This window comes from Dactylosporangium sp. NPDC049525 (assembly GCF_040676755.1).
Taxonomy (GTDB): Bacteria; Actinomycetota; Actinomycetes; order Mycobacteriales; family Micromonosporaceae; genus Dactylosporangium.
In genome coordinates this window covers 312,932-336,227 of sequence record NZ_JBFAPO010000004.1, presented here as the reverse complement: position 1 = coordinate 336,227, position 23,296 = coordinate 312,932, and the positions used below count along the sequence as shown (strand labels likewise).

The following is a 23,296-nucleotide window of genomic DNA, read 5'->3' as shown; positions in this document are numbered from 1 at the left end:
GCTAGATACCATAGCGAGCATAGCCCTCGAACGTTCCGGAAGAGCTCGATGATACGTACTGGCCCCACACACGGATCTCGATGACCGAATATCCCGCTCCCTCCGTCGCCTCGACCCCAGCCGGAGTCAAACCGGTTCGCGTAAGATGCTGAGTCGTACCAAGGAATCCTTGATAGTAACCCCGCCCATGCGCGCCGGGTGCGCCAAACGTTCCGTGCAGCTTGTATGGACCAACAACCGTATGACCGTAACGCTTCGGACCGATGACACTCCGGCCATTAATACGGATTTCAATATTCGGGTCCGGCATCATCGCGGTCGCAAGTTCACCGACTGGCCGGGCATACCATTGCACCGAACACCACTGAGTGACATTCTCGCATACCACTTGAGCACCGATGCATCCAGCGATATTACATTGCTCTCCGAGCCAGAGTCCATATGTTCCCGGCGGAAGCGGGACAGTTACCGGGAGGACCGGATCAGGGTTCAGGCAAGGCCCGGGATTAACGTTGCAGGGCACCTCATCTTCGGCCGCCGACGACCCGCTTTGAGTATCGCCGCATATGCCATACTTCCGACATTCCGGCGAGTCGTCGGCTTTGGTGGACGAACGGGGCTTGTAGCAGTTTCCGTTGCAAACCTTCTTGGTGGACTTGGAATCGTCGTACGAACTTTCGGGTGATGATCCAGCGCCGTAGGCCGAATTCCCATTGGTGGGGTCTCCGACGCAGTCGCTCGGGTCACTGCAAGTCCGCAGACCAGTTGGGTCGCTGTTGGTAACAGGATTATTGGTGGCATAGCTGTAACCGTTGATCTGCCCGGGATCGGCGAAGTCCGTGGTTGGGTCGTCGGAGATGAACCGTCCGGTGGTTGGTTCGTATTCGCGGGCGCCGAGGTGGTTGAGGCCGGTGTTGTCGCGGGTACCGCCGACGAATCCTTGGGTGTTCGGCCAGGTGGGGTCGGCGCCGCGGGGGTTGCCGAACGGGTCGGTTTTGCGGCGGATGACGGTTTGGGTGACCGCGTCGATGGCGAGTTGTCCGGTGCCGTGGTGGTCCGCGGCAACCCAGGTCAGACCGGACGGGGTGCGGCTGGCGACGCCGTAGTAGCGGGTGCCGGTGACGGTGCCGCCGACTTTGCGCAGTTCGTAGCCAGGTAGGTAAACGGTGGTGCCAACGGGGTCCTTCGCGACGAGGCGGGTGCCGGCGGCGTCGTAGATGTAGCTGGTGGTTCCGCCGGTGTCGGTGACGGTGGCGAGGTGGCCTTCGTTGTCCCAGGTGAGATTCTGCCCCGGTTTGCCGGTGATGTTGCGGGTCAACATGTTGCCGGCCGGGTCGTAGGTGTAGCTGTCGGTGCCAGTGGCACCGCCGGTCGCCACAGCGTTGGTCAGGGTGTGCCGTTTGCCGGTGGTCGGGTAGGTGTAGGTGCGGGTGGTGTCGGTGCCACCACCGATGGCGTGGCGGATCTCTTGGGTGCGGTTGCCGCTGTTGTAGTTGCTGGTGCCGGTCGCGTACTGGTAGCTGCTCCAGTACGGGTCGGGTCCGCCGACCACCGGCGTGGACGGGTTGGCCTGGCAGATCGCCGCGGTCGTGGTCCACGCCTCGGTCAGTTCGCGTAGCGCGTCGTAGTTGAAGCACTGGTTGGACACGACCGACCCTGCAAGGGTCTCGGTGATGTTCTTCAGGTTGCCGGCGGGGTCGTAGCCGTAGCCTTCGGTGAGCCGTTCGATCCACGTGTTCGGGTTCGCGGAGTTCTCAGTCTCGGTCTTGGCGCTGGTCAGCCTGCCGGTCGCGTCGTCGATGACGGTGGTCTGCCGGACCCGCTTCGAGCCTGAGCCGAGGATCTGCTGGTACGGATCGCCGAAGGCGTAGTAGCTCGTCCCGGCGATGTACGTTTCCAGCCCGGCCAGGGTGAGCGTGTTGCCGGCGTCGTCATAGGTGCTGGTCAACGTCTCCGTCGGCAGGTTCCCCGCCGCAGGGTAGATGAGCGTGGCTGCGGACCCGTCGACCTTGTACGTCATCGACGTGGTGTATGAGCCGTTCGGCAACCACGGCATGGCCAGACTGGACGGGATCACGGTGGTGATACCCAACGGCCGGTAGCCGTCGTCGTAGCCGGTAACGGTGTTGGTGAAGCTGTCGGTGCCGACGTACCGGGTGGACTGGGTCAGTTGCCCCTTGGCGACGGTGTCGTACGCCCACGAGGCGCGCTTGAACCCGCTGGTGCCGATGCCGTCGTACAGGTCGGTGGTGCGGCCGAGGACGTCGTAGGCGGTGGTGAGGCTCACGCCACGGGCGTCGGTGGTGGTGACCGGGCGGCCGTCGAGGTCGAACGCAACAGTGTTGGTGGTACCGCGGTCAGGGTCAACGGTCTGGTCGACCCAGCCGCGCAGGTTGTATCGGGTGCTCCAGGTGTTGCTGGACTGGTCCTGTACCTGGGTCAGCCGGCTGAGCCGGTCGTAGGTGTACGTGGTCGCGTGGTATGTGCCGGTGGCAGTACCGCCCAGGTACTGGCGCAGTTCCGTGGTCGCGCCGCGCACGTTCATGATCGACGTGGTGGCGTAGCCGCCTGCGGGCGGGAGGATGGTGGTGCGGTCGCCGTCGTAGTCGGTGGTCGTCTGCCATTTGAACGTCGGGTTGGTGGTGCCGGCACCGTAGAGGGCATCGATGGTTTTGCGGCCTGAGGTGTCGTAGGTGTACTGGTGCTGGCTGAGTACCAGGTTGTCGGCGACCGCCTCGAGGTTGTCGGCGGGTGCGCTGGCGTTGTAGGCGACGGAGGACTTGGCGACGAGGCCGCGGCCGTCGTATTTGGTGTCGGCGATGATCCGGCCGCCGTTGGCGGTCGGTGCCGGCGACTGGGTCTGCCGTGCCCGCAGCAGCCCGTCGTAGAACTCGTAGCTGCTGATGATGTTGCCGTTCGGGCCGAGTTGCTTCGTCTGCACGGAACTGGCCGACGTGTCCCGGATGTTGTAGACGTATTCGAGGCTCGGCGGCAAGTTTACCGCGCGACCCGGTACCCACACCTGGGTCAGACGGCCCAGCGGGTCGTAGGCGAGGGTGGCGGTTTTCAGGTTGGCGTCGGTGATGGTCCGCGGCTGGTTACGGACCCCGTCGAACGTCGTGGTGGAGATGTATCCGAGCGGGTCGGTTCTTGTGGCGGTGGTGACGGGACCGCCGGCGTAGGCGGTGGTGAACCGGGTCATTGTCAGGGCGTTGGAGGCGTCGAAGCTGTCTTGGAGGCGTCCGTTGGCGTCGTACTCGGCGCTGCCGGTCTGCTTCCACACCGGTGTGCTGCCGGTGAACGAGTCCAACGCAAGGCTCTTCGTGGACAGCCCGCGAGTGCCGATGACGCCGACGGTGGTGTTGCCGTCGTACAGCGTCTGGCTACCGCCGAGGTGGTTGGCCGGTGCCGGGCTGGCGGTGCAGTCGGTGGTGAGTGTCTGCGCCGGGTAGTCAATCAGCCAGTTGGTGGTGTTGCGGGCGTAGGTGGTGGACGTACAGACGTCATCGCCGGTGCCGGTACCACCGAGGTCCTTCACGAGGGTCGGCTGGGCGTAGGTGGCGTCGAAGGTGGTCTGCACATCGGTGCGCCGCCACGTCGACGTCGCCTCGACCAGCGTGCGGCTCTGGGTCCGCGAGGTCCGTAGGAACTTGGCGGTCTGGATGTTCGGTGCCGCCCACGCCGGCACCATGGTGCGGGAGGCGGTCTGCTGCTGCCACGGGTCGTTCAACGTGGCGGACAGCAGAATCCCGCCCGGACCTTTGTAGTGGCGTTCCTCGCGCAGGAACCCGGACAGCCGGTCATCGTCAGTGAGCGCACCACCTTCGGACGCGGTGATCGTGGCGGTGCGGGTGTAGAGACCGGCGTCGGTGCGGTCCTTGTCCATGCCGCGCATGTACCGGTACTCGGTATACTCCTGCGGGCCACTGGCGGGGCCGGTGGTCACCTTGACGGTGGAGTAGCCGCGCCACGTCGACCAGGTCCGGTTGGACACCTTCGCCGACCAGACACTGTCGTTGTGGTGCCACAACACCGGCGTCGACGATCCTTCGATGGTGTAGGCGTAGTTGTACTCGACGTCGTTGGTGTTTCCACCGACGAGATCTTTTTCGAGGATCTTCGACACGCGGTACTTATTCCACCAGGACCAGCCCGGCGGCGAACCCGGCAGTGCGTAGTACTGCGGGAAGCAGCGCTTGTCGTTGTTGTCGGGATCCGGCGGCGCCGACACCAAGCAGTCGGTCGGGTCGTAGGTGATGATGGTGTCGCCGCCGGTGCCGTTGCTGACCCGGGTCACCCGGTACTTGTTCGTCGGCGGCACACCCGCGGCGACGTTGTAGTCCATCCGGTTCGCGAACCGGTCCCCGCCGAACGTGACCGTCGGCAGCGCCTTGCTGCCACCGACCTTGCCAGTGTGCGTGATGCTGGCCAGCCACAACGACGGGCTCGTACCGTCGTTCGTCACCGGGTACTGGTGCGTGAACGCCCACTCATCCACGCTCCGGTAGACGCTTCCATCCCACACCTGGGTGGTGACACCGGTCAGCCGCTTCGTGGTCCAGAACGACGGGGCGACGTTCGTGTTGCACGGCGGCCCAGCACACTTCAGGTCCCACGGCGTGTCCGGCCAGTTCGCCGTCACCGGGTTCGAACCCGACCAGCACGAGGCCAGGCAGCGGTCGCCGGTGGAGAACACCATCTGCATCGGCGCCGGCGTGGACAGCGACCCGTTCTTCCGCGTGCCGTAATCCATCCGGTTCAGCACGACACCCCGGTCGTAGGCGGCGGTGGCGTTGGGGTTGCCGAACAGGCCGGTGGCGTTGCCTTCTTTGGTGTACCAGTACGACATCGTGTTGCCGTGCGGGTCCTCGACATAGTCGAGGTTCCACCGCCACGTCTGGTAACACCACGACGACGCGAACCCGCCAACTTGGAAGCACGGCTCGTCACCCCGGTTGGCGAATACCGGGATCCGCAACGCCGAGTTCGTCTCCGGATTCCCCGACACCCAACCCGGAATCCGGTTCAGGCCGAAGAAGTACTGAGTGCCGTCCGTCGCCGTGAGCTTCCAGTGCTCGCCGTTGTTGTCGCCGTTGTTGTTAGTGCCGCTGGTCAGCAGCTCGAACTTCGACCCGTCATCGCTGGCGAGGCGCCACGTGCCGGTCGCGTCGTCGAGGACCAGTTCACCGGAGCGGCCACCGAACACGACCGTGGCGTTCTGCGACCGCCAGCACGAATCACTGGTGGCATTGGTGAAGAACGGCGCGTAGATCGGCTCACCCGCCATGCCGACGTTCAACCACGTCCGCAGCACGTCACCTTCACGGCCGATGACGTCGACCTTGCCGTCGGCGTCGAAGTCACCGGCGACGAGGAGGTTCACCGAACCCCACACGCTGCTGGAGAACACCCTCGCCGCCGCGGACACGACACCGCCGGTGGAGGTGTTGCGGTGGAAGTACATGTCGGTGCCGACCACCGCCAGGATGTCGGGCTTGGTGTCACCGTCGTAGTCCTTCAACGGCAGGAACGTACCGTACCCGGACCAGCCGGTGGACCAGATCGTCGACGCGCCGACGCTGAACGTGCCGACGGTGCCGTTGCCCGGCCACACGTAGAGCGCGTCACCAGAGCGGCCGAGGATGTCGCGTTTGCCGTCGCCGTTGTAGTCACCTTCCAGGAAGGTGTCCACCGACCCCCAGCCGGTACTGACCTGCGCCCACGTAGCCGACGGGCTGCCGGCGGTTGACGTGTTGCGGAAGAAGTCCAACCGTCCTGGATTGCTTGCGGTTGGGCTGCGCACCGCGAGGATGTCGACCTTGCCGTCGTTGTCGTAGTCGGCCATCGGCAGGAACTTGCTGTACGCCGACCAACCCGTCCAGCCCGACCAACCCGACGTGGGCAACACCACCGACGGCGCCAACGAATATCCGGCACCGGTCCCCTGCCCCCGGTACACGTTGAGCTGATTGCCGACCCGGCCGACCACGTCGATCTTCCCGTCGGCGTCGAAGTCGCCGGCCATCACTACATCGGCGATCTGCCACCCCGGCCCCAGGTTCTGCGCCGTACCCACCGTGGCACTGCCCGTGTGCGACGTGTTCCGCCACAGCATCATGTCGTTGCTGCCGTTGATACCCACCACGTCGACCTTGCCGTCGCCGTCGTAGTCCATCACCGGCAGCATCCGGCCGTACAGCGACCACCCAGACGTCACATCGATACGGTTGTTGTAGTCATCCGCACACGACCGGAACGACCGCTCGATGTACCCGGCCTCGTAACCCCAGCCCTCACCAACCCACGACGTCTGCGCCCCACTGGCGTTCGTCCGGCCGTCGACCTGACTCGACGAATAGCCCAGGGCCACCTCCGGCACCGGCCCACCCAACCCCGGCGGCGCGGACAGAGGATATTTCCAGGAGAACTCACCGGACTGCGTCCCCGCCTGCCACGACGCCGCCGCAGACAACGGCGTGTGCGAGTAGTCCGGCCCGTCCGCCGCAGACGCCAACGCCGTCACCGCCAGCACCGTCGGCGATGAGGCCACCAGCGAACCCGACCGCGATGCCTCCGCCAGGTCCGCCTTCGATGCGACCTGCGCCCCCACCGACACATCCGCGGTCAGCCGAGTGGTCACCTTGTCGTTGCGGGTAGCTACCGCTGTCCCCTGCTGACACACCTCCAGCTGCGGCGTGGTCAGGGCGCACTCGGGAAGTTGCACCAACGTCAGCCGCGCGGACCAGTCGGCGCCGTACGCGTCCCGGAATCCGGAATAGTCCACCTCGACGGACGCCGAACCCACCGCCGATACGTCATCCGCCCATGACATCCGCAGCAACACACCCGACACACCAACCGCCGTTGCCGCCGCCCGGTCGAACACCTCGACCGTCAACCGCGACGGTCCGCCGGTGGTCTTCGACTGCGCCGAACGGCCTGCCCACACGGGGGAACTGCCCGCCCGCGCCCGTGTACCAGCCGCCGGCACGGAAATGTCCACTTCGGACGATGCGGCCGCAGGCCACGTCACTGGCCGCGGCGCCCACGCGGCCGCGGTGTCCGTCTGCGACACCGTCTTCGGCTTCACCGTCTGCGTCGACACCGCAGCCGACTTCTGCGCCGGCACATCCGGGTTCGACGGCACCACCGGCGCCGCGTGAGCAGGCAACACCACGAACAACGCCCCAACCAGCAGGCCAGCCGCCGCGAACACTGTTACCCGCCGACCAACAGCCGACGCCGCCATGATGCCTCCCCCGCGCCGCGCCCGCCAGCCGGACATCGACGAACCGCAAACTACGCGGGGAAACGATCAGCTCACAAGAGGTCACCTTCATCAAACACGCAGCGCCACATTGCACAGACAGAAACGAGCACCGTCACCCACGGCGCGACGTGCACCGCAGCCATGTCCGCATGAAACGAGATACACACCCGCACTCACTGACCGCACATACAGACGCCACAGTCTAATCGATGCGAAACCCCTTCACATTGGACGTTGCGTCGCCCACCTCTGAGATCCGACCAAACCGCGTTAAGTCCGTAGGCAACGCCGGCCAGCGGACACTTGTCCGGCGCACCGGGATGCCGTCAACAGGTCCAGGGCACCACCAAGCGAACTCCGCGCAGTTCACTGGCCGAAATCACGCGAACGACACAGAATGACGTCACACTCGCTTACGGCAACAGCCAGTTCATCCCCCACGGGCGAACCGTCGCCGAAGCCGTCTAGTCGGACCTGATGAGGGTAGACGGAGCACCAGTGGCGACTATCCCAACAGTGCCCGAGCGATCTGGATGACGCCGCCATTCCTTGCACTGACAGGCGCCCACGGCAGCGACACCACGCCAAGGAGGAACCCACTCACCCACTCGCAGGAAATCGAGTCACCCACTCGCAGGAAATCGAGGTCAGACGTACGACGACCTGCCTCGTTTCAATCGGCGGGACGCCACGGCACGCAACACAACCGCTGACGGACCCACACGTGTGATCGACGCGTGATCTACCGCCGCCCCACTAACCGGCAGCGGACATCACCTAGCTACCTACGACCACCCCGACGACGGGAGTGAACTGGACGAAACGGCACCAAACGGCATGTGCATCACTGGCCAACACCAGGCACTTCAGGCGCTTAATCTGCTGGTTGCTGATTGCGCTCGATCTTCGCGATGGGCTGCGATCAGCGCTCGGTAACCCCGAACGCCGACAAAGCCGTCATAGACCTCCTGTGGCGGTAGCATCGATAGGACGACCGGTCGTTCAGCCCGTTTGAGGTATGACCAGGCAGGTGGACAGCATCGCATTCGGTTGGGTGTCGGTGCGTGTCAGACCTTCGACACGTTAACCTCTGCGCGAGGACATCTCAGCGCAGAAGGTTTAATTCGGAAACTCCGCCTCGATCGAGCAGGCGGTTTCCGTGCAGGTCACCACGAGCTGACGCTGACGCAGGTAGCCAGCGAGACTCCACATCGGTAGATCGGCAATATCCGGTACGGCATCGTCTCGCAGCAGCGTTCGAATGACCGTGATCATCTGGTCCTCGCGGACGATCGGCGCTGTCACCGGATCCGGTTCAAGACCATGCAGCCGCTTGTCGTCGGCGGCCTTCGCCGGATTCGGATGCGGACCAAGGTCACGTAGTGCGTAGCCACATGGTGGCGTCCCCCGAGGTAGCGGCCCTCCACCTTCGTCTGGGCGGTCATGGCCGTGCGGACCCGAAGCCTGATCCGGTTACGCTCCCCTTGCTCATCCCGCCGAAGACGGACATGACCAGTTCGTGCGCCTCCTTCTGCGGATCGATCGGGCCGCCGACCTCTGGAACCCACAGCCGCACGCGGAAGTGCTCAAACAGCAGGAGGGTCAGCCCGAATTGATTGCCATAGAACGCGCGGTGCGGCTCACCGATCACCACGTCGTGGAATCCCCGGCGCGGATCACGCGACGCTCGAGCAAACGCTGCCACGGTAAGGCGCCGGTGTGCCCCACGTCGAAGTACTCGGCCACGATCCGGCCGCCGTTACGGGTCGACCGTTGAGCCGCAGCCTGCTCGGCCGTCCAGGTGATGCTGGGTCGGCGGCCGCTCGTAGACGCTAACTGAGCGATGCGGCCGGCACTGCGGGCGTCGCCGTCGCGCGCACGGGTGGTACGTCGCCCCCGGCGGCTTCCAGCTGTGCTGTGGCGTCCGCTGGTTCCGCGGAGCGTCTGGACCGCAGGCCGGGCGATGCGGTGGCCGCCAGCCGGCGGGCGCGGGTGGCCAGTGCGACGACGGCGGCCTCCAGCGGGCCGCGGCCCACGGTGCACCGCACAGCGAGTGCGATGAACACCACGGCGATGAGTTGGACGAGACAGCCGGTTGTCGCACTGTAGGTGTCGTATTCGGAGTTGATGAACATGACGTGCGCGGCGTAGAAGCTCAGGGTCATACTGCCGACCGCGGCCAGCGGCACCAGCACGGCCGTGATCAGATGGCGCAGGAACCGGACGTTCACGTGGCCGAGCAGCAGCAGGAGGCCGAGCACGGCGACGGCGATTCCGGTGGTGCCCAGGATGTCGAACTGGGTGCTGGTGTGCGGGGCGTCGATGGTCAGCCACCACCAGGTCGACGACGGGGTGTAGCCGTTGCCGCCGAACGTGAGCAGGTCGTTGGTCTGCGCCACGCTGAATCCACTGGCCGGTTGCGCCGACCAGATGTGCGCCAGCCCGTACCGGTGCAGCAGGAAGGACGAGGCCGTCTTCGCGGCGACGGCGAGGACCGTGCCGCCGGCGAGCAGCACGGCCCCGGTCCGGATCTTGGCGAGGTTCAGCCGGCCGATGACGATCCCGGCGCACATGTAGGCCAGCCAGACCGGCGACGGGTAGAAGCCGGTGAGTGACAGTTCGGTGAGCATTCCGACCGGGTCGTCGGCCAGGCGGGCGAATGTCGGGTTCGCCAGGCTGGGTTCCGGCAAGTGCGGCAGCAGGATGTGGTTGGCGACCGGCCCGGCGGTGGCCAGGACCACGCCGATCACGGCTACGGCCCAGGTCGGCAGGAACACCAGCGGGATCGCCAGCAGGAACACCACGGCCAGGTAGGGCAGAATCACCGAGTTCAGCATCGTGTCGGAGCCGCTGAGGAACAGTCCGATCGTGCCGATCGCCAGTGCGCGGACGGCGAGCATCGCCACCGTGGGCCGGGCGTCGGCCCGGCGGACCGGCCGGCGGCCGGTCGCGAATGTGATGCCGACCCCGGCCAGCAGTGCGAACGCGGCCGCGGCCTTGCCGCTGAACGCGAGTTCCGACCAGGTCGGGTGGCCGGCTGCGTCGGCCTCGTACAGGGCGTGCAAGGTGATCATGCATAACAGGGACACGCCCCGGGCGGCGTCCACCCCGACCAGCCGCGCCCGTTTCTGGTCCGGCGTCGCCGGTGGCGGCGGCGCAGTGCCGGCCGGGCTGGCCAGGTCGGGTCTCTGTGTCGCGAGCTGTGTCATGGCTGCATCCCGCATTTTCGAGGTCGAGTCCGAGGTCGATGCCGAGTTCGTCGATGGCCGGCCCGGCGTCGGTGTATCAGTCGTCGGCGGCCTCGGGGCGCGGCCCGCCAGCGCCGACTTGATCGGAGGAAGGAGTTGACGCCGTACGGACGGCGCTGACCGATGCTGGCAGTTCTCGGCTCAGGCCCGGGCCGGTTGGCAAAGATTTCTCACTACGAGATCACCCACTCGGCGAGGACGCCCTGAATCGCGTGCCGTGCCATGCTGGCGACAGCCAGGGATCTCACCCGCTGCCTCATACGCCAGGTCCATCGCCCGAGCGGCGAAGCCCTCGATCGCGCTGTGGTGGCTCATCGGCTCGCGCGGACTGCGCTGCAGCGAAGCCTGCGGGCTGCGCTGGAGCGACGTCGAACTCGGCTGCGGCGTGCGTCAACCGAGCAACGCGCCGGCGATGCCCCACCGGCCCGGCTCCATGAACTCCGCCACGACGTCGCATCCATCGCCCACGACAGCTGCGCCGATTTCAACCCTGCACGGGTTGTCCGCTGGGTAGCACACGACCGAGTGGCGGCTCGGGCCGGATCAGGACCACCACCGCCCGGCGGAGCCTGATCGCGGACCCGGTTCCTCGTCTGGTTATTCGCAGCAGCTGCTGACCTTCCTGATCAGACAGCCGCCGCACGCGCACGGGTTCTGCCATCGGCACTGCCTGAACGCAGACACACAGCCCGGCCCGGAGGCTGAGCGGCGTGTCATCCAACACCGTGAACGTTCGTGGTCAGAGCACCAGCCGGCGGGCCGGCGGTGTGGACCTACCCCGGCAGGCTCGGGGCGCAGTGGTCCCCTCAGTCGCAGTCGTGTCCGCTTTTCGACTTCGATCCGCTCTTCGATTTGCTCTTGCTGCTGCCACCGCTCTTCCCGCCTGGTTTGCCGGCGATGCTCATGGTGATCGTGTCGCAGGTGCTGCCCGAGACGAGGTTGCAGGCGCTGAGGGCCGGCGTGAGCAGCAGGGCCGCGAAGGCGGCGATGATGGCTCTGCGGGTGCGGGTCATGGCGGTTTCCGTCCGTGGTTGGCGCTGTCCTCGGAATGATGCACGACGTTGTCGATTCCGTAGATCAGGTCTCCGACACACGGGTGCGGCGTTGCTCACTCATCCACCCAGCAGGGCGCGGACGGCGCCGTCGACCATGCGGCGCACGGCACGCTCGACGGCGACAGCGGGATCTGGCGATCGTCCGTGACCTGTTCGCCACCGTCGACGTGGCACCCCGAACGGCAGCGGGGTCAGTTGCGTTGAGTATTGCCCTGGTCAGGCAGGCGACACCCGGCCGCCAGTGCCGACGTTCGACGACTACCTCCCGCAGGTCCTCGCCGCGACCGGTCCCGGCGCGCTGCACGCCTACCGCAGTGGCGCCCTTGTCACCGGACGAATCGGCGGCGGCCACGAGCAGCGGCTCGACGAGGTCGTCAACGTCCGTACCGAGCCGCCACAGCGCACGAGCGGCGGCGATGCCGCCGTAGGAGTTGTCGAGCGCGTTTCGCAGGGCGGGTGTCAGGTGATCCGCAGGTGAGTTCCGCCGAGGTGTCCGTCGTGGTGGGCCGGCCGGTCACACAGTGGGATGCGAGCCTGCACCGCGCGCGGAAAGGACGAACATCGTGACACTTGTGACCGGTACCACGGGGCAGGACACAACCACCGTCCGCCTGGTGGAAACCGCTCTCACCGTTAACGGGGGCACCGTCCGGGTGGCGTTGGATCCCCGCGAGTCGCTACTTGACCTGCTGCGTGAGCAGTTGGGCCTGACCGGCACGAAGAAGGGCTGCGATCAGGGGCAGTGCGGTGCCTGCACGGTGCACGTCGATGGCCGCCGGGTGCTGTCCTGTCTGACCCCGGCGGTACAGGCGAACGGCCGGTCGGTCACCACCATTGAAGGGGTCGCGGATCCCGATGGGACGCTGCATCCGCTGCAGCAGGCCTTCATCGACCACGACGCGCTCCAGTGCGGTTACTGCACCCCGGGCCAGGTGATGTCTGGGCTGGCCTGTATCGCCGAAGGGCATGCCGCCGACGACGAGATCCGCGAGTCCCTCAGCGGCAACCTGTGCCGGTGCGGTGCATACGTGGGCATCGTCGCGGCCGTCCGCGACGTCGCCCGGCGAGAGGAGAGCTGACCCGTGCACGCGTTTGCCTACGCCGCACCCGCCACCGTCGCCGAGGCGATCGAGGCGCTGCACACAGCTGGGCCCGGCAGCCGACTGCTGGCCGGCGGTACCACGCTCTACGACCTGATGAAGCTGGAGATCGAGACCCCACGGACCGTGGTGGACATCAGCCGGCTGGCCGAACTCAGCGCCGTCGACACCAGTCGGCCAGATGAGCTGCGTTTCGGCGCCGGCGCCCGGATGGCGGACGTGGCGGACGACCCGATCCTGCGTCGCGACTACCCGGCATTGGCGGAGTCGCTCTCGCAGGCGGCGTCCCCGCAGTTGCGCAACATGGCCACGCTCGGCGGCAACCTGCTGCAACGCACCCGCTGCAGCTACTTCCGTGGCGGTCCCACCTTCCCCTGCAACAAGCGAGACCCGGGCAGCGGCTGTGCCGCTCGCGGCGGCCTGGACCGCGGCCATGCCCTGTTCGGCGCGAGCGATGCGTGCATCGCCACCTACCCTGCGGACTGGGGCGTCGCCCTGCTCGCCTTCGACGCCAGCGTCGATGTCACCGGCCCGGCGGGGGAACGGACCGTCGCGCTCGCCGACCTGCACGTCGAGCCGGCAGACACGCCCCAACGCGAGCACACACTCGCCGCCGACGAACTGATCGTGCGCATCCGCGTGCCGGTGACCGCCGCCGGCAAAGGCTCCACATATCACAAGATCCGTGACCGGGAATCGTACGCGTTCGCGCTCGTCTCGGCGGCCGCGGCGCTGACCGTCGACGACCGCGGCGTGGTCGAGGACTGCCGGATTGCGCTCGGTGGAGTCGCGACCCGTCCCTGGCGGTCCGCCGCGGCCGAGCAGGCAATGATCGGTACCCGACTGACCGCGCACAGCGCCCGCCGCGCCGGTGAGATCGCCTTCATGGACGCGCGGCCGGGCACACACAACGCCTTCAAGGTCGAGCTCGGTGCCCGTACCGTCGCCGACGCGCTGCAGATCGCAGGGAAGCGGGCGGTCCGATGAGCATCTCCACCGCCCGGGTCGACGCCCGCGAGAAGGTCACCGGCGCGGCGCGCTACGGCACCGACCGGGCACCCGTGGATCTTGCGCACGCCGTGTTCGCCGTCGCCACCGTCGGCAAGGGCCGGATCGTCGAACTCGACGCGACCGCGGCCCGGGCGGTGCCCGGCGTGCTGCTGGTACTGACCCGCTTCGACGCCGACGAGCTGCGCCCGACCGGGTTCTTCATGGCTGACGGGTACGGGTTCCAGAGCCTGCAACCGCTGCTGGACGACCGCATCGCGTACCGCGGGCAGCCCATCGCACTGGTGGTGGCCGAGACGCTGATCGCCGCCGGCCGGGCCGCCAACCTGGTCCAGGCCCGCTACGCGGTGGAGCCGTTCGCGGCGGAGCTGGACGCGGCCGGCACCGAGACGGTCGCGCAGGCCGTCGCGCTGCCCGATCCGATGTTCGCCGACATCGCCGTGGGAGACGCCGATGCGGTGTACGCGGCGAGCCCGGTGCAGATCGACGAGGTGTACCAGAGCCCGACACAGCACCAGAACCCGATGGAGTTGCTGGGTGCCGTGGTCGAATGGCGCGACGGCACGCTCGTCGTCCACGAGAGCACCCAGAGCGCCGGCGCGCTGCGCCACGGCGTGGCCCACCAGCTCGGGGTCGACGCCGATCGAGTGGCCGTCATCTCCCCGTACGCGGGAGGCGGATTCGGTCAGCGGGTCAGCGTGCAGTCGTACCTCGGCCCGATCGCGATCGCGGCCAGGCGACTCGGCCGGCCGGTCAAACTCGTGCTGTCCCGGCCGCAGACGTTTCTCGGGACGAGCTTCCGACCGGCCAGCCGGCACCGGATCCGGCTCGGCGCCGACCGGTCGGGGCAGCTGATGGCGGCGATCCACGACGTCGATCAGCAGACGTCCCGGCACGACCTGTACCCGGCCAGCTACACCGAAACCAGCGCCCGGCTCTACGGCATCGGCGCCTTCCGGGGCCAGCAACAACTGGTTCGAACCGACACGCAGACCCCCGGCTTCATGCGCGCGCCGTGGGAGCACCCAGCAACGTTCGCGTTCGAGACCGCGGTCGACGAGCTCGCGTACGCCACCGGCCGGGATCCCGTCGCGCTGCGGCTGGCCAACGACACCGACACGGACCTGGTCACCGGCCAACCGTTCTCATCCCGGCATGTTGCCGAGTGCCTGCGCCGGGGCGCGGAACGGTTCGGCTGGGCCGAGCGCGACCCCGAGCCCGGGTCCATGCGCGGCGACGACGGTGCGCAGCTCGGCTGGGGTGTCGCGCTCGGCGCCTACCCAGGTCTGGCCGCCCCGGCGGTCGCTCGGCTGCGCGTCGACGCCGACGGCCGGGTCGCCGTCGGGGTAGACGGGCACGAGATGGGGCAGGGCATGCGCACCGCGATCGCCCGGTTGGTGAGTGAGGACCTCGGCATTGCGGTGACGGACGTGATCGTGGACATCGGCGACACGCGCCACGCACCCCAGCACCTGACGGCCGGCTCGTGGGGCACGGCCACCTCGCTGCCGGCGGTCCACGCGGCGCTGCGTCAACTGCGCCGGGCGCTCGGGGTGGCCGACGTCGGGCCGTTCCACCTGTCCGACGCCCTCGCCATGAGTGGGCAGCCCACCGCCGAGGCCGAGGCGGTAGTTGTGGCGCCCGGACAGCCACCGGCGATCATGGACCGGTTGCGCGCCGGTCAGCTCTGCATCGCCGGTCCGGTGTTCCCCGGCTTCACGACGTTCAGTTTCGCCGCCCACTTTGTCGAGGTCCGCGTCGAGCCGACGACCCGTCGGATTCGGGTCCCCCGGGTGGTCAGTGTCGCCGACTGCGGTCGGGTCGCCAGCCCGGCGACCGCTGCCAGTCAGGTTCGCGGCGGCGTGGTCTGGGGCATCGGCGCGGCGTTGCGCGAACGCAGTGAGGTCGACCCGCGCTTCGGCGGGTTCCAGAACACGACGCTGGAGGAGTACCCGACCCCGGTCAACGCCGACGTCGGCCGGATCGAAGTCGACTTCATCGACGAGCCCGACCCGTTGCTCAATGCGGTCGGCGTGAAGGGGCTCGGCGAGGTGTCCTTCGTCGGGGTGGCCGCCGCCATCGGCAACGCCGTGTTCCATGCGACCGGCCGGCGCCTGCGCAGGCTGCCGATGCGCATCGAGGACGTGCTGTAGGGGCGCACCGAGAAAGCAGCGCGTTGAATGTATCGGAGCCCGCTGAGCATCCAGACCGGCTGACCTTCCAGGGCCACGTTCTGCTCACCCAATCGCTCGTCCTTGCCCACCGCTGCGTCTTTGAACGGCCCCGGCAGGTGCGCTAGCGAGTGGTGCGCGGCTGCCGCTTCCAGATCTGCCGCCCGGTGTACTTCACGTTCGCCAGGATGTACAGCCGGGCGCGCACGCGGTCGAGGTCCTCAGTGCCCCGGCGCGAGCTGCCGTAGCACCGCGCTGAGCTGCTCGTCGAGGCCTCGCCAGCTGGACTGCTCGTCGACGCCGGCATCGGCGTGATCATTGCCGCCTATGACGTGGACCGCTGAAACATCGTTCGCTCTGCGACGTCATCAGGCAGCGAATCGGCGTCCGGGACGCCGAGTTCGGCGTAGATCGCCAGAGCTTGCTGCCGGTGCATCTGTGCGCCAGGATGCCCCAGTGCAGTCAGGCACCGACTGATTCCGCTGTGAGCGTGTGCTTTCGCCACGCGGTATTCAACGGTTGCCGTGATCTCAAGCGTTTGACGGTAGTGGGCAAGCGAAACCTCATAGTCATGGATGTCGCTGTGGATCGCGCCCAGAACGTTGTGTGTCTCGGCCAGATCCACCGGATCGGGGATGTCGTGGAGGATGGCGAGTGCCTCATGCGCGTGGTTCAGCGCCTCATGAGGCTGCCCGGATCTTCGAGTCGCCTCTGCGAGCCGGTGCAAGTAATCAGCTTCAAAGCGCCGGTCCTCACCCTGTCGGGCAAGGTCTACGCTTTGGCGAAGCAGCCGGATCGCGCTGTCGTGCTCGCCCAGTCCGCTGTGGGCGGTGCCCCGTCGACTCAGAACAGCGCTAGCCTGCCGCAGGTTCGCGAATCCGTCGAGGGGGAGCGCCGCCCGATCCGCGGCGTCGATCGCCTCACGGTGGCGTCCCAGCCGACTCAGGGCATCCATGATCACCGTCAAGGCTGCTGCTTCACGCCACAGGTCGGCCTGGTCATGGTAAATCTCGAAACTGCGGGTGGCGTATGTGACGGCATCGGTGAACGAGCCGATCAGGTAGCTCAGGTCAGCCTTGTGAATCAGCGATCGCGCGATGCCGTCGCGATCGCCCGAATGAGCGGCATTGGCTGTGCCCTGGTTGAGGAAGTCGAGTGCAAGCCGGTATTGGCCCAGCACCTTGTGCATCAAGGAGACGTCCAACAGGCAGGCGGACTTCACTACGGGCGGGGTCTCGGGCCCGCATGCAGCCAGCGCGATCCTGAACACCTCGAGGCTCGCGGAGAGCTGACCATTCTCGTACAGGAGTGACCCCACATTGCGCGGGAGCTGCCAGCCGGTTTCGCCGGCCCGGTGCTGCGCCGCGAGCCGGGCGACGGCGAGGAGATTGGCATATTCGGCGTTGACCCACGACCGAATTTCTGAAGTCTTCGTGAGTCGAGGGACGGCAGTTGGCCGATATCGAGGGCCTGCGCCAAGGCTGGGCCGCCCGGGTGCGTCCAGTTCGGCGGCGATCTGCGTGACATGCAGGTAGTAGTCCAGGAGTCGGTCGAGTGCGGCCGATCGTTCCGATGCGGTCTCCTCAGCGTCGACGCTGGCCCGGGCGAAGTCGCGCACCAGGTCATGCAGACGGTACCGGCCGGGGAGGTGCGGTATCAGCAGATGCATGTCGCACAGGGCGTCGAGCAGGTTCTCGGCCTCGTCCACGGTCAGGCCGGCCAGCGCCGCCGCGGCGAAGACGTCGATGTCTGAGCCCGGGTGCACACCGAGCAGGCGGAACATGCGCTGCTCAGCATCGACAAGGTGTTGATATGACAGGGAAAAGGCAGCGGTGACGCCCCTGTCTTCTGACTGCAGCAACCTCGTCCTGCGATGGTCATCGGCAAGCTGCTCAACCAGATCAGACACTGTCCATTGTGGACGGGTACGCAAGCGTGCTGCGGCGATGGATATCGCGAGTGGCAAATGGCCGCAAAGCTTGACCACTTCGACGACTGTGGCTGGTTCGGCCTCGCAGCGGTCCGGCCCGGCGACTGCCCGGAACAGGGCAACGGCATCGTCCGGGGGCAGGGTGTCCAGCGACAACACTTCCGCACTGTTCAGCCCGGTCAATCGGCGTCTGCTGGTAATCATGACGGCGCAGCTGGCTGAACCCGGCAACAGTGGCATGACCTGGGCGGAATTCAGCGCATTGTCGAGGACGAGCAGGACACGCCTTCCGGCGAGCTCCCCCCGCCACACAGCGGCCCTCTCATCCAGGCTCTTCGGGATTCGAGCGTCGGGAACCCCGACGGCGCGCAGCAGCACACCCAGGGCCTCCTCAGCAGTCAACGGATCACGGCCGGCGGTGTACCCATGCAGGTCTATGAACAATTGGCCATCAGCGAAGCGCCCCGCGAACCGGTGTGCCGCGTGCACCGCTATGGTCGTCTTGCCGACCCCCGACATCCCGTCAATAGCTTGGATCACAGTCACGCCGCCACTGTCCGCAATGGACATCAGCCGGTCCAGTTCGGCGAGGCGGCCGGTGAAATGCCCGATGTCTCGGGGCAGATAGTTGCGCTGGAGCGCCTCAGACCGGTGATTCAGCGCCGGATCAGCGGCGAGGATCCGATGATACTGACTTTGCAGTTCAGGACCTGGGTCCACGCCCAAGTCCTCCGCAATCGTGTGGCGAATCCGCTGGTAGCACACCAGCGACTCCGCGGCCCTCCCAGCACGGTACAGCGCCAGCATCAGCAGGCCGGCCAGAGGCTCACACAATGGATATCGATCGAGCTCTGCGCTCAGCTCGTCGGCGACGACACCATGCGATCCCAGCTCCAGAGAGATCTCGGCCCAAGCGATGACTGCCGACAAGCGCCTTTCCTCGAGCTGTCCCGCGGCAGCCAATGCGGTCCTGCCCCCGACGCCCGCGAGCGCGGGCCCGCGCCAGATCGCCAACCCTGCCCGCAATGTCTCGGCTGCGCGCATCAGATCGTGGCGGGTCCGGGCAGCATGCGCCTCGGCCAGGCATCGTTCAAATCTCCCGGCGTCCACCTGTTCGACCGAGACCCGTAACACGTACCCGGGGCCGACCGCCGCCAGCGCTGCGCCCACAGGTGTACGCCGCAACGCGGACACCGCATTCTGGACCTGCTTACGCGCCGTAACCGGAGGCTCACCATCCCACACGGCGTCCACGAGTTGGCCCAACGTAACTACCCGGCCCGCGTTGAGCGCCAGAGTCGCAACAACACGCCGCTGCTTCGTCCCGCCAATCGTGACTGGACCGTCGCCATGCCGGACCTCGAGCGGCCCCAGGATTCCGAACTCCATGCCGCCTCCCACCCTCGTCAAGCTCCTGGCGAGTGTACGAGGAGCGGTCCGATCGCGAGGAGACCGATCGAGGACGAAACGATGACGGCACTGGTCACGATGGCACGAGCGAGCAAACTCCACGCCATACCCGGCATGACTTGCGACGCGCACCGAAGCCGCAGTTAACGGGGGCTCAGTTCGCCGGCGAGATCCGGCGAACTGGGGCAGGTTCTCGGTGCGCCAGGCAGGAAGCTATGTGGAGCGAACTCGACGTGAATCGGGGTCAACGCTCATGTCTCCCGATGGATGCCGGCGAGCGGCTGGACGGCTTTCCAGCCGCGCCGCCGGTCTGCATGTTGCGGCTACGGGCGCTGTTGCGTTTGCCGATCGGCGGGCGCATTCGAGCGAGGCCCGGCTCGGTCTTCGGATGGCGGTGGCGAGTTCGGTGAACGCTGCGGCGACGCGGAGTCCGCGTGCGGCGTCGATGCCGAGTTCGTAGTGGCCGCGGCGGAGGTTCTGCATGAACGCGTGTCCGGCGATGGCCGTCTGTGCGGTCCGGTCGGTGCGCAACCCGCGCATCGATCCGAGACGACAGCCGGCGGCTTGCAGACATCACTGCTCAACCCTGCCTCGATCATGTCGAACACGGAATGCAACAGAACCGGGCGGTCTCCTATCGCAAGGTGCTGGCCACGCTGGTTGGCGCCGGGAGGGCGATCAGGGTGAACCGGCCGGCCAGGTCGGGCAGGATCGTTCGCAGCGCGGCGACCGTCTGCGGCCCCGCGCCGTCGTGCAGGAGCACGATCCCGCCGGGGCGAGTTTTCGTCAGCACGGTGTTGACGATCGACTGGACCCCCGGGCCGCTCCAGTCCCGCGGGTCGACGGTCCACGAGATCGACGTCATGCCCAGGCCGGCCGCGATGCTCACGATGTCGGGCGACCAGTTGCCGCCGGGGGCGCGGAAGTAGCCGATCACCGCGCCGGGTGCGACCGCCCGGATCGCGTCGTTGGTGCGTTGCATGTCGGATCTGATCTGATCGGGCGTTCGGGTGCGCAGCATCTCGTCGTGGCTCCACGAGTGGTTGCACAGGGTGTGCCCCTCGGCGACCATCCGCCGGACCAGTTCGGCGCGCGCAGCGACCTGCCGGCCGACCATGCAGAAGGTAGCCTTGACGTGGTGCTGGGCCAGCAGGTCCAGCACGGCGGGGGTGTCGTCCCACGGGCCGTCGTCGAAGGTCAGCGCGACCGCGTCCGATCCCGTCTTGCGCACCGTTCCGGCCGGGCCGTCGCCGGTCGCGATGACCGGCGACGACGCGGACGGCGAGGCCATGGGGCTCGGCACGCTGGGTTGGACCGTCGGCTCCTGGTGCCCGGCGACCACCGGCACCGCCGCGACCGGCACGGCCGCAGGAGGCGCGGGCGGGCCGCTGTTGCCGCGGCTGCCGCCGAGCGTCAGGGTCAGGATGGTCAACCCGAGTACGGCGAGGCGGCGCAACGGCACGGAGGTACTCCAATTCGGTCCGGCCCCGTCAGGGCTCGACGATGCTACGGAACAGACGGATGCCGGAGCTCTTTCGGTTGCCGAGGTTCCGGTCGGCGCGGCCGGAAACCTCGGCCGTCGTCACGCGCGGCCGAGGTCAGGAGGACCTCGGTGGTGACGCCGACGCTTCCGCGCCCGCTACGGCGACGCCCGCCCGAGCGGCGCCGCCTGCACGACCCCGGCCCCGGCTGACGGCCTCCACCTGCTGATGGGCGAGCACATCGCAGTCGTCCAACCAGGTCGGCGAGTCGGACGTGACCGCGGCTCGGCCACCGCTGGGACCGCCACGCCGCCCCTGGCCGGCCACCCGGCCCGCCGGGCACGGCCGCGGCCTGCTGTGGTCCGGCTCGACGATGGTCGCTGCCGCCGACGGCGGCCCTCCCATCAACCACGGCGCGACCGAACTGATGACCGCAACCACCGGAAGGTGCGCACGGCCAAGCCCGTCCGCCGCGCTCGCCCAGGCCAGCGGACAGCCCGGCGGCACCACGTTCGTGTACATCGGCGCCGGCCGACCCTACGAGTGCCAACCCGGGAACTTCCGCAGGAACCCGGCCGGCCCGTGATCCTCGGGTCCCGTCTCGAAGCCTGGGCCGTCGTTCTCCGAGGTGGCGTCCTGGTCGTTGCCGCGGGCCCGGGCACGGCTGATCAGCGCGGCGAACACCGTCCCGCTGAAGACCAGCGCGCCGACACCCACGGTGAGCACCCCGGCCAGCGTCGGATGCCACTGGTCGGCCCGCCGGACGTTGTCGCATGGCAGCCAACGCGAGTAGTGCACGGTGACGGTGTCGCCGGCCGCGATGTTGTCGAGGTCCGGGAAGACCTTGGTGGTGGCCTCACACCGGGTGCCGTCAGGTAGGACGAACACCGCGGCGTAGCGCGGCGGCTGATCGACGGTCACCGAGCCGACGGTGAGCGGCTGCAGCTCGACCCGCTGCGCGGTGGCAACGGCCTCGCCGCCGTGGGCGTCCTCCCACGTCTGCCACAGCGCCATCCCCAACACGACCGTCAGGAACGTGCCCCAGATGCCGATGAACCAGCGCATGTCTTGAAGGTATACACCTGCGTCACGCTCAGCGTGCGCCCGTAGCGGAGCCGTTCGTCTGCCTGCCGTAGAGCCCAGGATCGGGCGTCGTTGAACGCGGGCGGCGGTGAGGTCGACGACCTTCTCAGCGACCGCCGGGCAGACTCCACACAAAACCGCACATCACAACCGCGAACCGAATTTACGAGCCCGACAGCCGGTCACCACCACGTCATCCCAGTCCTAACTGAGCAGTGCTCCACCGGTCACAGCGCGGGACGCACGGCCATGTGTGACAGGTTGAGGTAGGAGACGTTGACGGAGGTGTTGGGAATGTGGACCGAAACCCTACTCAACACCTTCCCGTCGGTGCGGCTCAGGACCGTGTAGACCATCTCGCCTTCGCCGCCGGGAACCGTGCTGAGGGCGTGCAGCTGGGCGCCGGAGAACACGAAGGTGGTTTGCGAGGGGACCCGGGCACCGGCGCCGAGGTTGGTGTCGAACTCGGTGGTGGTCTGTCCCGTGCGGGAGTCGGTGGAGAAGACCCGACCGTCGCCGTAGATCCACTGCAGTTTGCCTGCCTGGACGTCCTGCACGATGCCCCCGAAGTATTCGAAGTTCAGGCGGGTGCCGTCGTCGAAGGTCAGCGGATGGGCCTGATACTCCCCGGTTCTGGTGTCCCACGAGACGACGTTGGGCTGTTCGCCGCCTTGGCTGTCGCGGTCCCACGACAGAAAAGTGATCACGTTCTCGCGGCACGGCACCCGCCCGGCGGGGGTACCTCCACCGAAGTGGGGCCGCCAGGCGACGACCTTCTCGCCACCGTCGGCCGGGTACAGGCGCGCCAGCATCTGCGGTCGCGAGCTCTGGTCCATCGAGGAGGTCATGTTCGGCAACTGCGCGGCCTCGCGGTCATGGGTGCCCGGTCGGTTGGTGAGCCCGAAGATCTCACTGCCGCAAAGGGCACCGGTGAAGTAGTTGCCTTGCACGTTGTACAGACGGGCCGTGCCGGCTTTGGTGACACTGACCTGGTTGTTGTAGCCGCCGCCATCGACGAACCCGGCGTTGTACACCCCGACGGCGCCGCCTTCCGGCAACGCGAACATCTGGTTCTGCGCATTGATTTTGGTGTTGGCGGTCTTCGTCAGCCCTGTTGCCGTCAGCTGATAGTCGTCACTCTCGTCCGTGAAGTACAGGCCATGTCGGGACCAGATCGGGCTCATCATGTCCATGCGCTTGGTCTTCACGGTCCTAAAGGAGCCGTCCGCGTTGACGAGCACCAGGTATCCCGGCCGGTGCACTTCGCCGACCACCGTGTACATCTCGCTGTTCTGGGGTCCCACGAAGAACGCCATGACCGCGTTGTCGAGCCGAACATCGCTCTCGGATACCGCCGCCCGGTCGTACAGTTGCTGCGCGTCGGACGTGTTGGACGCGTTGGTGCAGCCCGCCAGAGCCAGAGCCAGTGCCACCGCCATTGCGGTGACGACCCTGCGTCCCGTTCGCTTCACCATTGTCTTCTCCCCCGCGGATTTCGCTTCTCCGTCGAGCGCGGAGGGCTTGGACCACACGCGATGCC

Annotated in this window: 14 protein-coding genes and 1 pseudogene; 5 read left to right on the top strand and 10 right to left on the bottom strand. The window is 67.3% G+C overall.

Annotated features, from left to right (window positions below; genetic code table 11):
- Position 1: 1 nt before the first annotated feature.
- Complete coding sequence (locus AB0K00_RS10305; RefSeq protein ID WP_363518296.1) at positions 2–6,949, bottom strand: FG-GAP-like repeat-containing protein; 6,948 nt, start codon at positions 6,947–6,949, stop codon at positions 2–4.
- A 46-nt stretch (positions 6,950–6,995) separates the two neighbouring features.
- On the opposite strand from AB0K00_RS10305, the gene AB0K00_RS10300 reads away from it, so the two are divergent.
- Positions 6,996–7,163 (top strand): hypothetical protein, encoded by a 168-nt coding sequence (locus AB0K00_RS10300; RefSeq protein ID WP_363518294.1) that lies wholly within the window; start codon positions 6,996–6,998, stop codon positions 7,161–7,163.
- Between the two features lie 1,226 nt (positions 7,164–8,389).
- Here the strand turns inward: AB0K00_RS10300 and AB0K00_RS10295 are convergent.
- From AB0K00_RS10295 to AB0K00_RS10280, 4 genes are all read right to left on the bottom strand, one after another.
- Complete coding sequence (locus AB0K00_RS10295; protein WP_363518292.1) at positions 8,390–8,575, bottom strand: hypothetical protein; 186 nt, start codon at positions 8,573–8,575, stop codon at positions 8,390–8,392.
- A gap of 136 nt (positions 8,576–8,711) precedes the next feature.
- Positions 8,712–8,924 carry a hypothetical protein gene (locus AB0K00_RS10290; RefSeq protein ID WP_363518290.1) on the bottom strand — a complete coding sequence of 71 codons (213 nt, stop codon included), beginning with the start codon at positions 8,922–8,924 and terminating at the stop codon, positions 8,712–8,714.
- Positions 8,925–9,102: 178 nt separating this feature from the next.
- A complete protein-coding gene (locus AB0K00_RS10285) occupies positions 9,103–10,479 on the bottom strand; it encodes a heparan-alpha-glucosaminide N-acetyltransferase domain-containing protein (RefSeq protein ID WP_363518288.1) in 1,377 nt (458 codons plus the stop codon).
- An 845-nt stretch (positions 10,480–11,324) separates the two neighbouring features.
- On the bottom strand, positions 11,325–11,531 hold the full coding sequence (locus AB0K00_RS10280) for a hypothetical protein (RefSeq protein ID WP_363518286.1): 207 nt from the start codon (positions 11,529–11,531) through the stop codon (positions 11,325–11,327).
- A gap of 283 nt (positions 11,532–11,814) precedes the next feature.
- On the opposite strand from AB0K00_RS10280, the gene AB0K00_RS10275 reads away from it, so the two are divergent.
- From AB0K00_RS10275 to AB0K00_RS10260, 4 genes are all read left to right on the top strand, one after another.
- Complete coding sequence (locus AB0K00_RS10275; RefSeq protein ID WP_363518284.1) at positions 11,815–12,051, top strand: hypothetical protein; 237 nt, start codon at positions 11,815–11,817, stop codon at positions 12,049–12,051.
- A gap of 133 nt (positions 12,052–12,184) precedes the next feature.
- A complete protein-coding gene (locus AB0K00_RS10270) occupies positions 12,185–12,652 on the top strand; it encodes a (2Fe-2S)-binding protein (RefSeq protein ID WP_363518340.1) in 468 nt (155 codons plus the stop codon).
- 3 nt (positions 12,653–12,655) lie between these two features.
- Entirely contained in the window at positions 12,656–13,660 is a 1,005-nt protein-coding gene (locus AB0K00_RS10265; protein WP_363518282.1) for a xanthine dehydrogenase family protein subunit M, read from the top strand.
- Positions 13,657–15,834, top strand: coding sequence for a xanthine dehydrogenase family protein molybdopterin-binding subunit (locus AB0K00_RS10260; protein ID WP_363518280.1), 2,178 nt, complete (start codon positions 13,657–13,659; stop codon positions 15,832–15,834). The genes AB0K00_RS10265 and AB0K00_RS10260 overlap by 4 nt, the downstream gene beginning before the upstream one ends.
- 343 nt (positions 15,835–16,177) lie before the next feature.
- Here the strand turns inward: AB0K00_RS10260 and AB0K00_RS10255 are convergent, their stop codons facing one another.
- The 5 genes and pseudogenes from AB0K00_RS10255 to AB0K00_RS10235 all read right to left on the bottom strand — a co-directional run bounded on the left by AB0K00_RS10255 (position 16,178) and on the right by AB0K00_RS10235 (position 23,231).
- Positions 16,178–19,171 (bottom strand): BTAD domain-containing putative transcriptional regulator, encoded by a 2,994-nt coding sequence (locus AB0K00_RS10255; protein WP_363518278.1) that lies wholly within the window; start codon positions 19,169–19,171, stop codon positions 16,178–16,180.
- A gap of 408 nt (positions 19,172–19,579) precedes the next feature.
- Positions 19,580–19,744: pseudogene (locus tag AB0K00_RS10250) on the bottom strand (IS6 family transposase); the annotation flags it as partial.
- 82 nt (positions 19,745–19,826) lie between these two features.
- Positions 19,827–20,654: a polysaccharide deacetylase family protein gene (locus tag AB0K00_RS10245; protein ID WP_363518276.1), complete on the bottom strand. Its 828-nt coding sequence runs from the start codon at positions 20,652–20,654 to the stop codon at positions 19,827–19,829.
- Positions 20,655–21,210: 556 nt separating this feature from the next.
- Complete coding sequence (locus AB0K00_RS10240; RefSeq protein WP_363518274.1) at positions 21,211–21,738, bottom strand: hypothetical protein; 528 nt, start codon at positions 21,736–21,738, stop codon at positions 21,211–21,213.
- A gap of 245 nt (positions 21,739–21,983) precedes the next feature.
- Positions 21,984–23,231, bottom strand: coding sequence for a hypothetical protein (locus tag AB0K00_RS10235; RefSeq protein WP_363518272.1), 1,248 nt, complete (start codon positions 23,229–23,231; stop codon positions 21,984–21,986).
- Between the last annotated feature and the right edge of the window lie 65 nt (positions 23,232–23,296).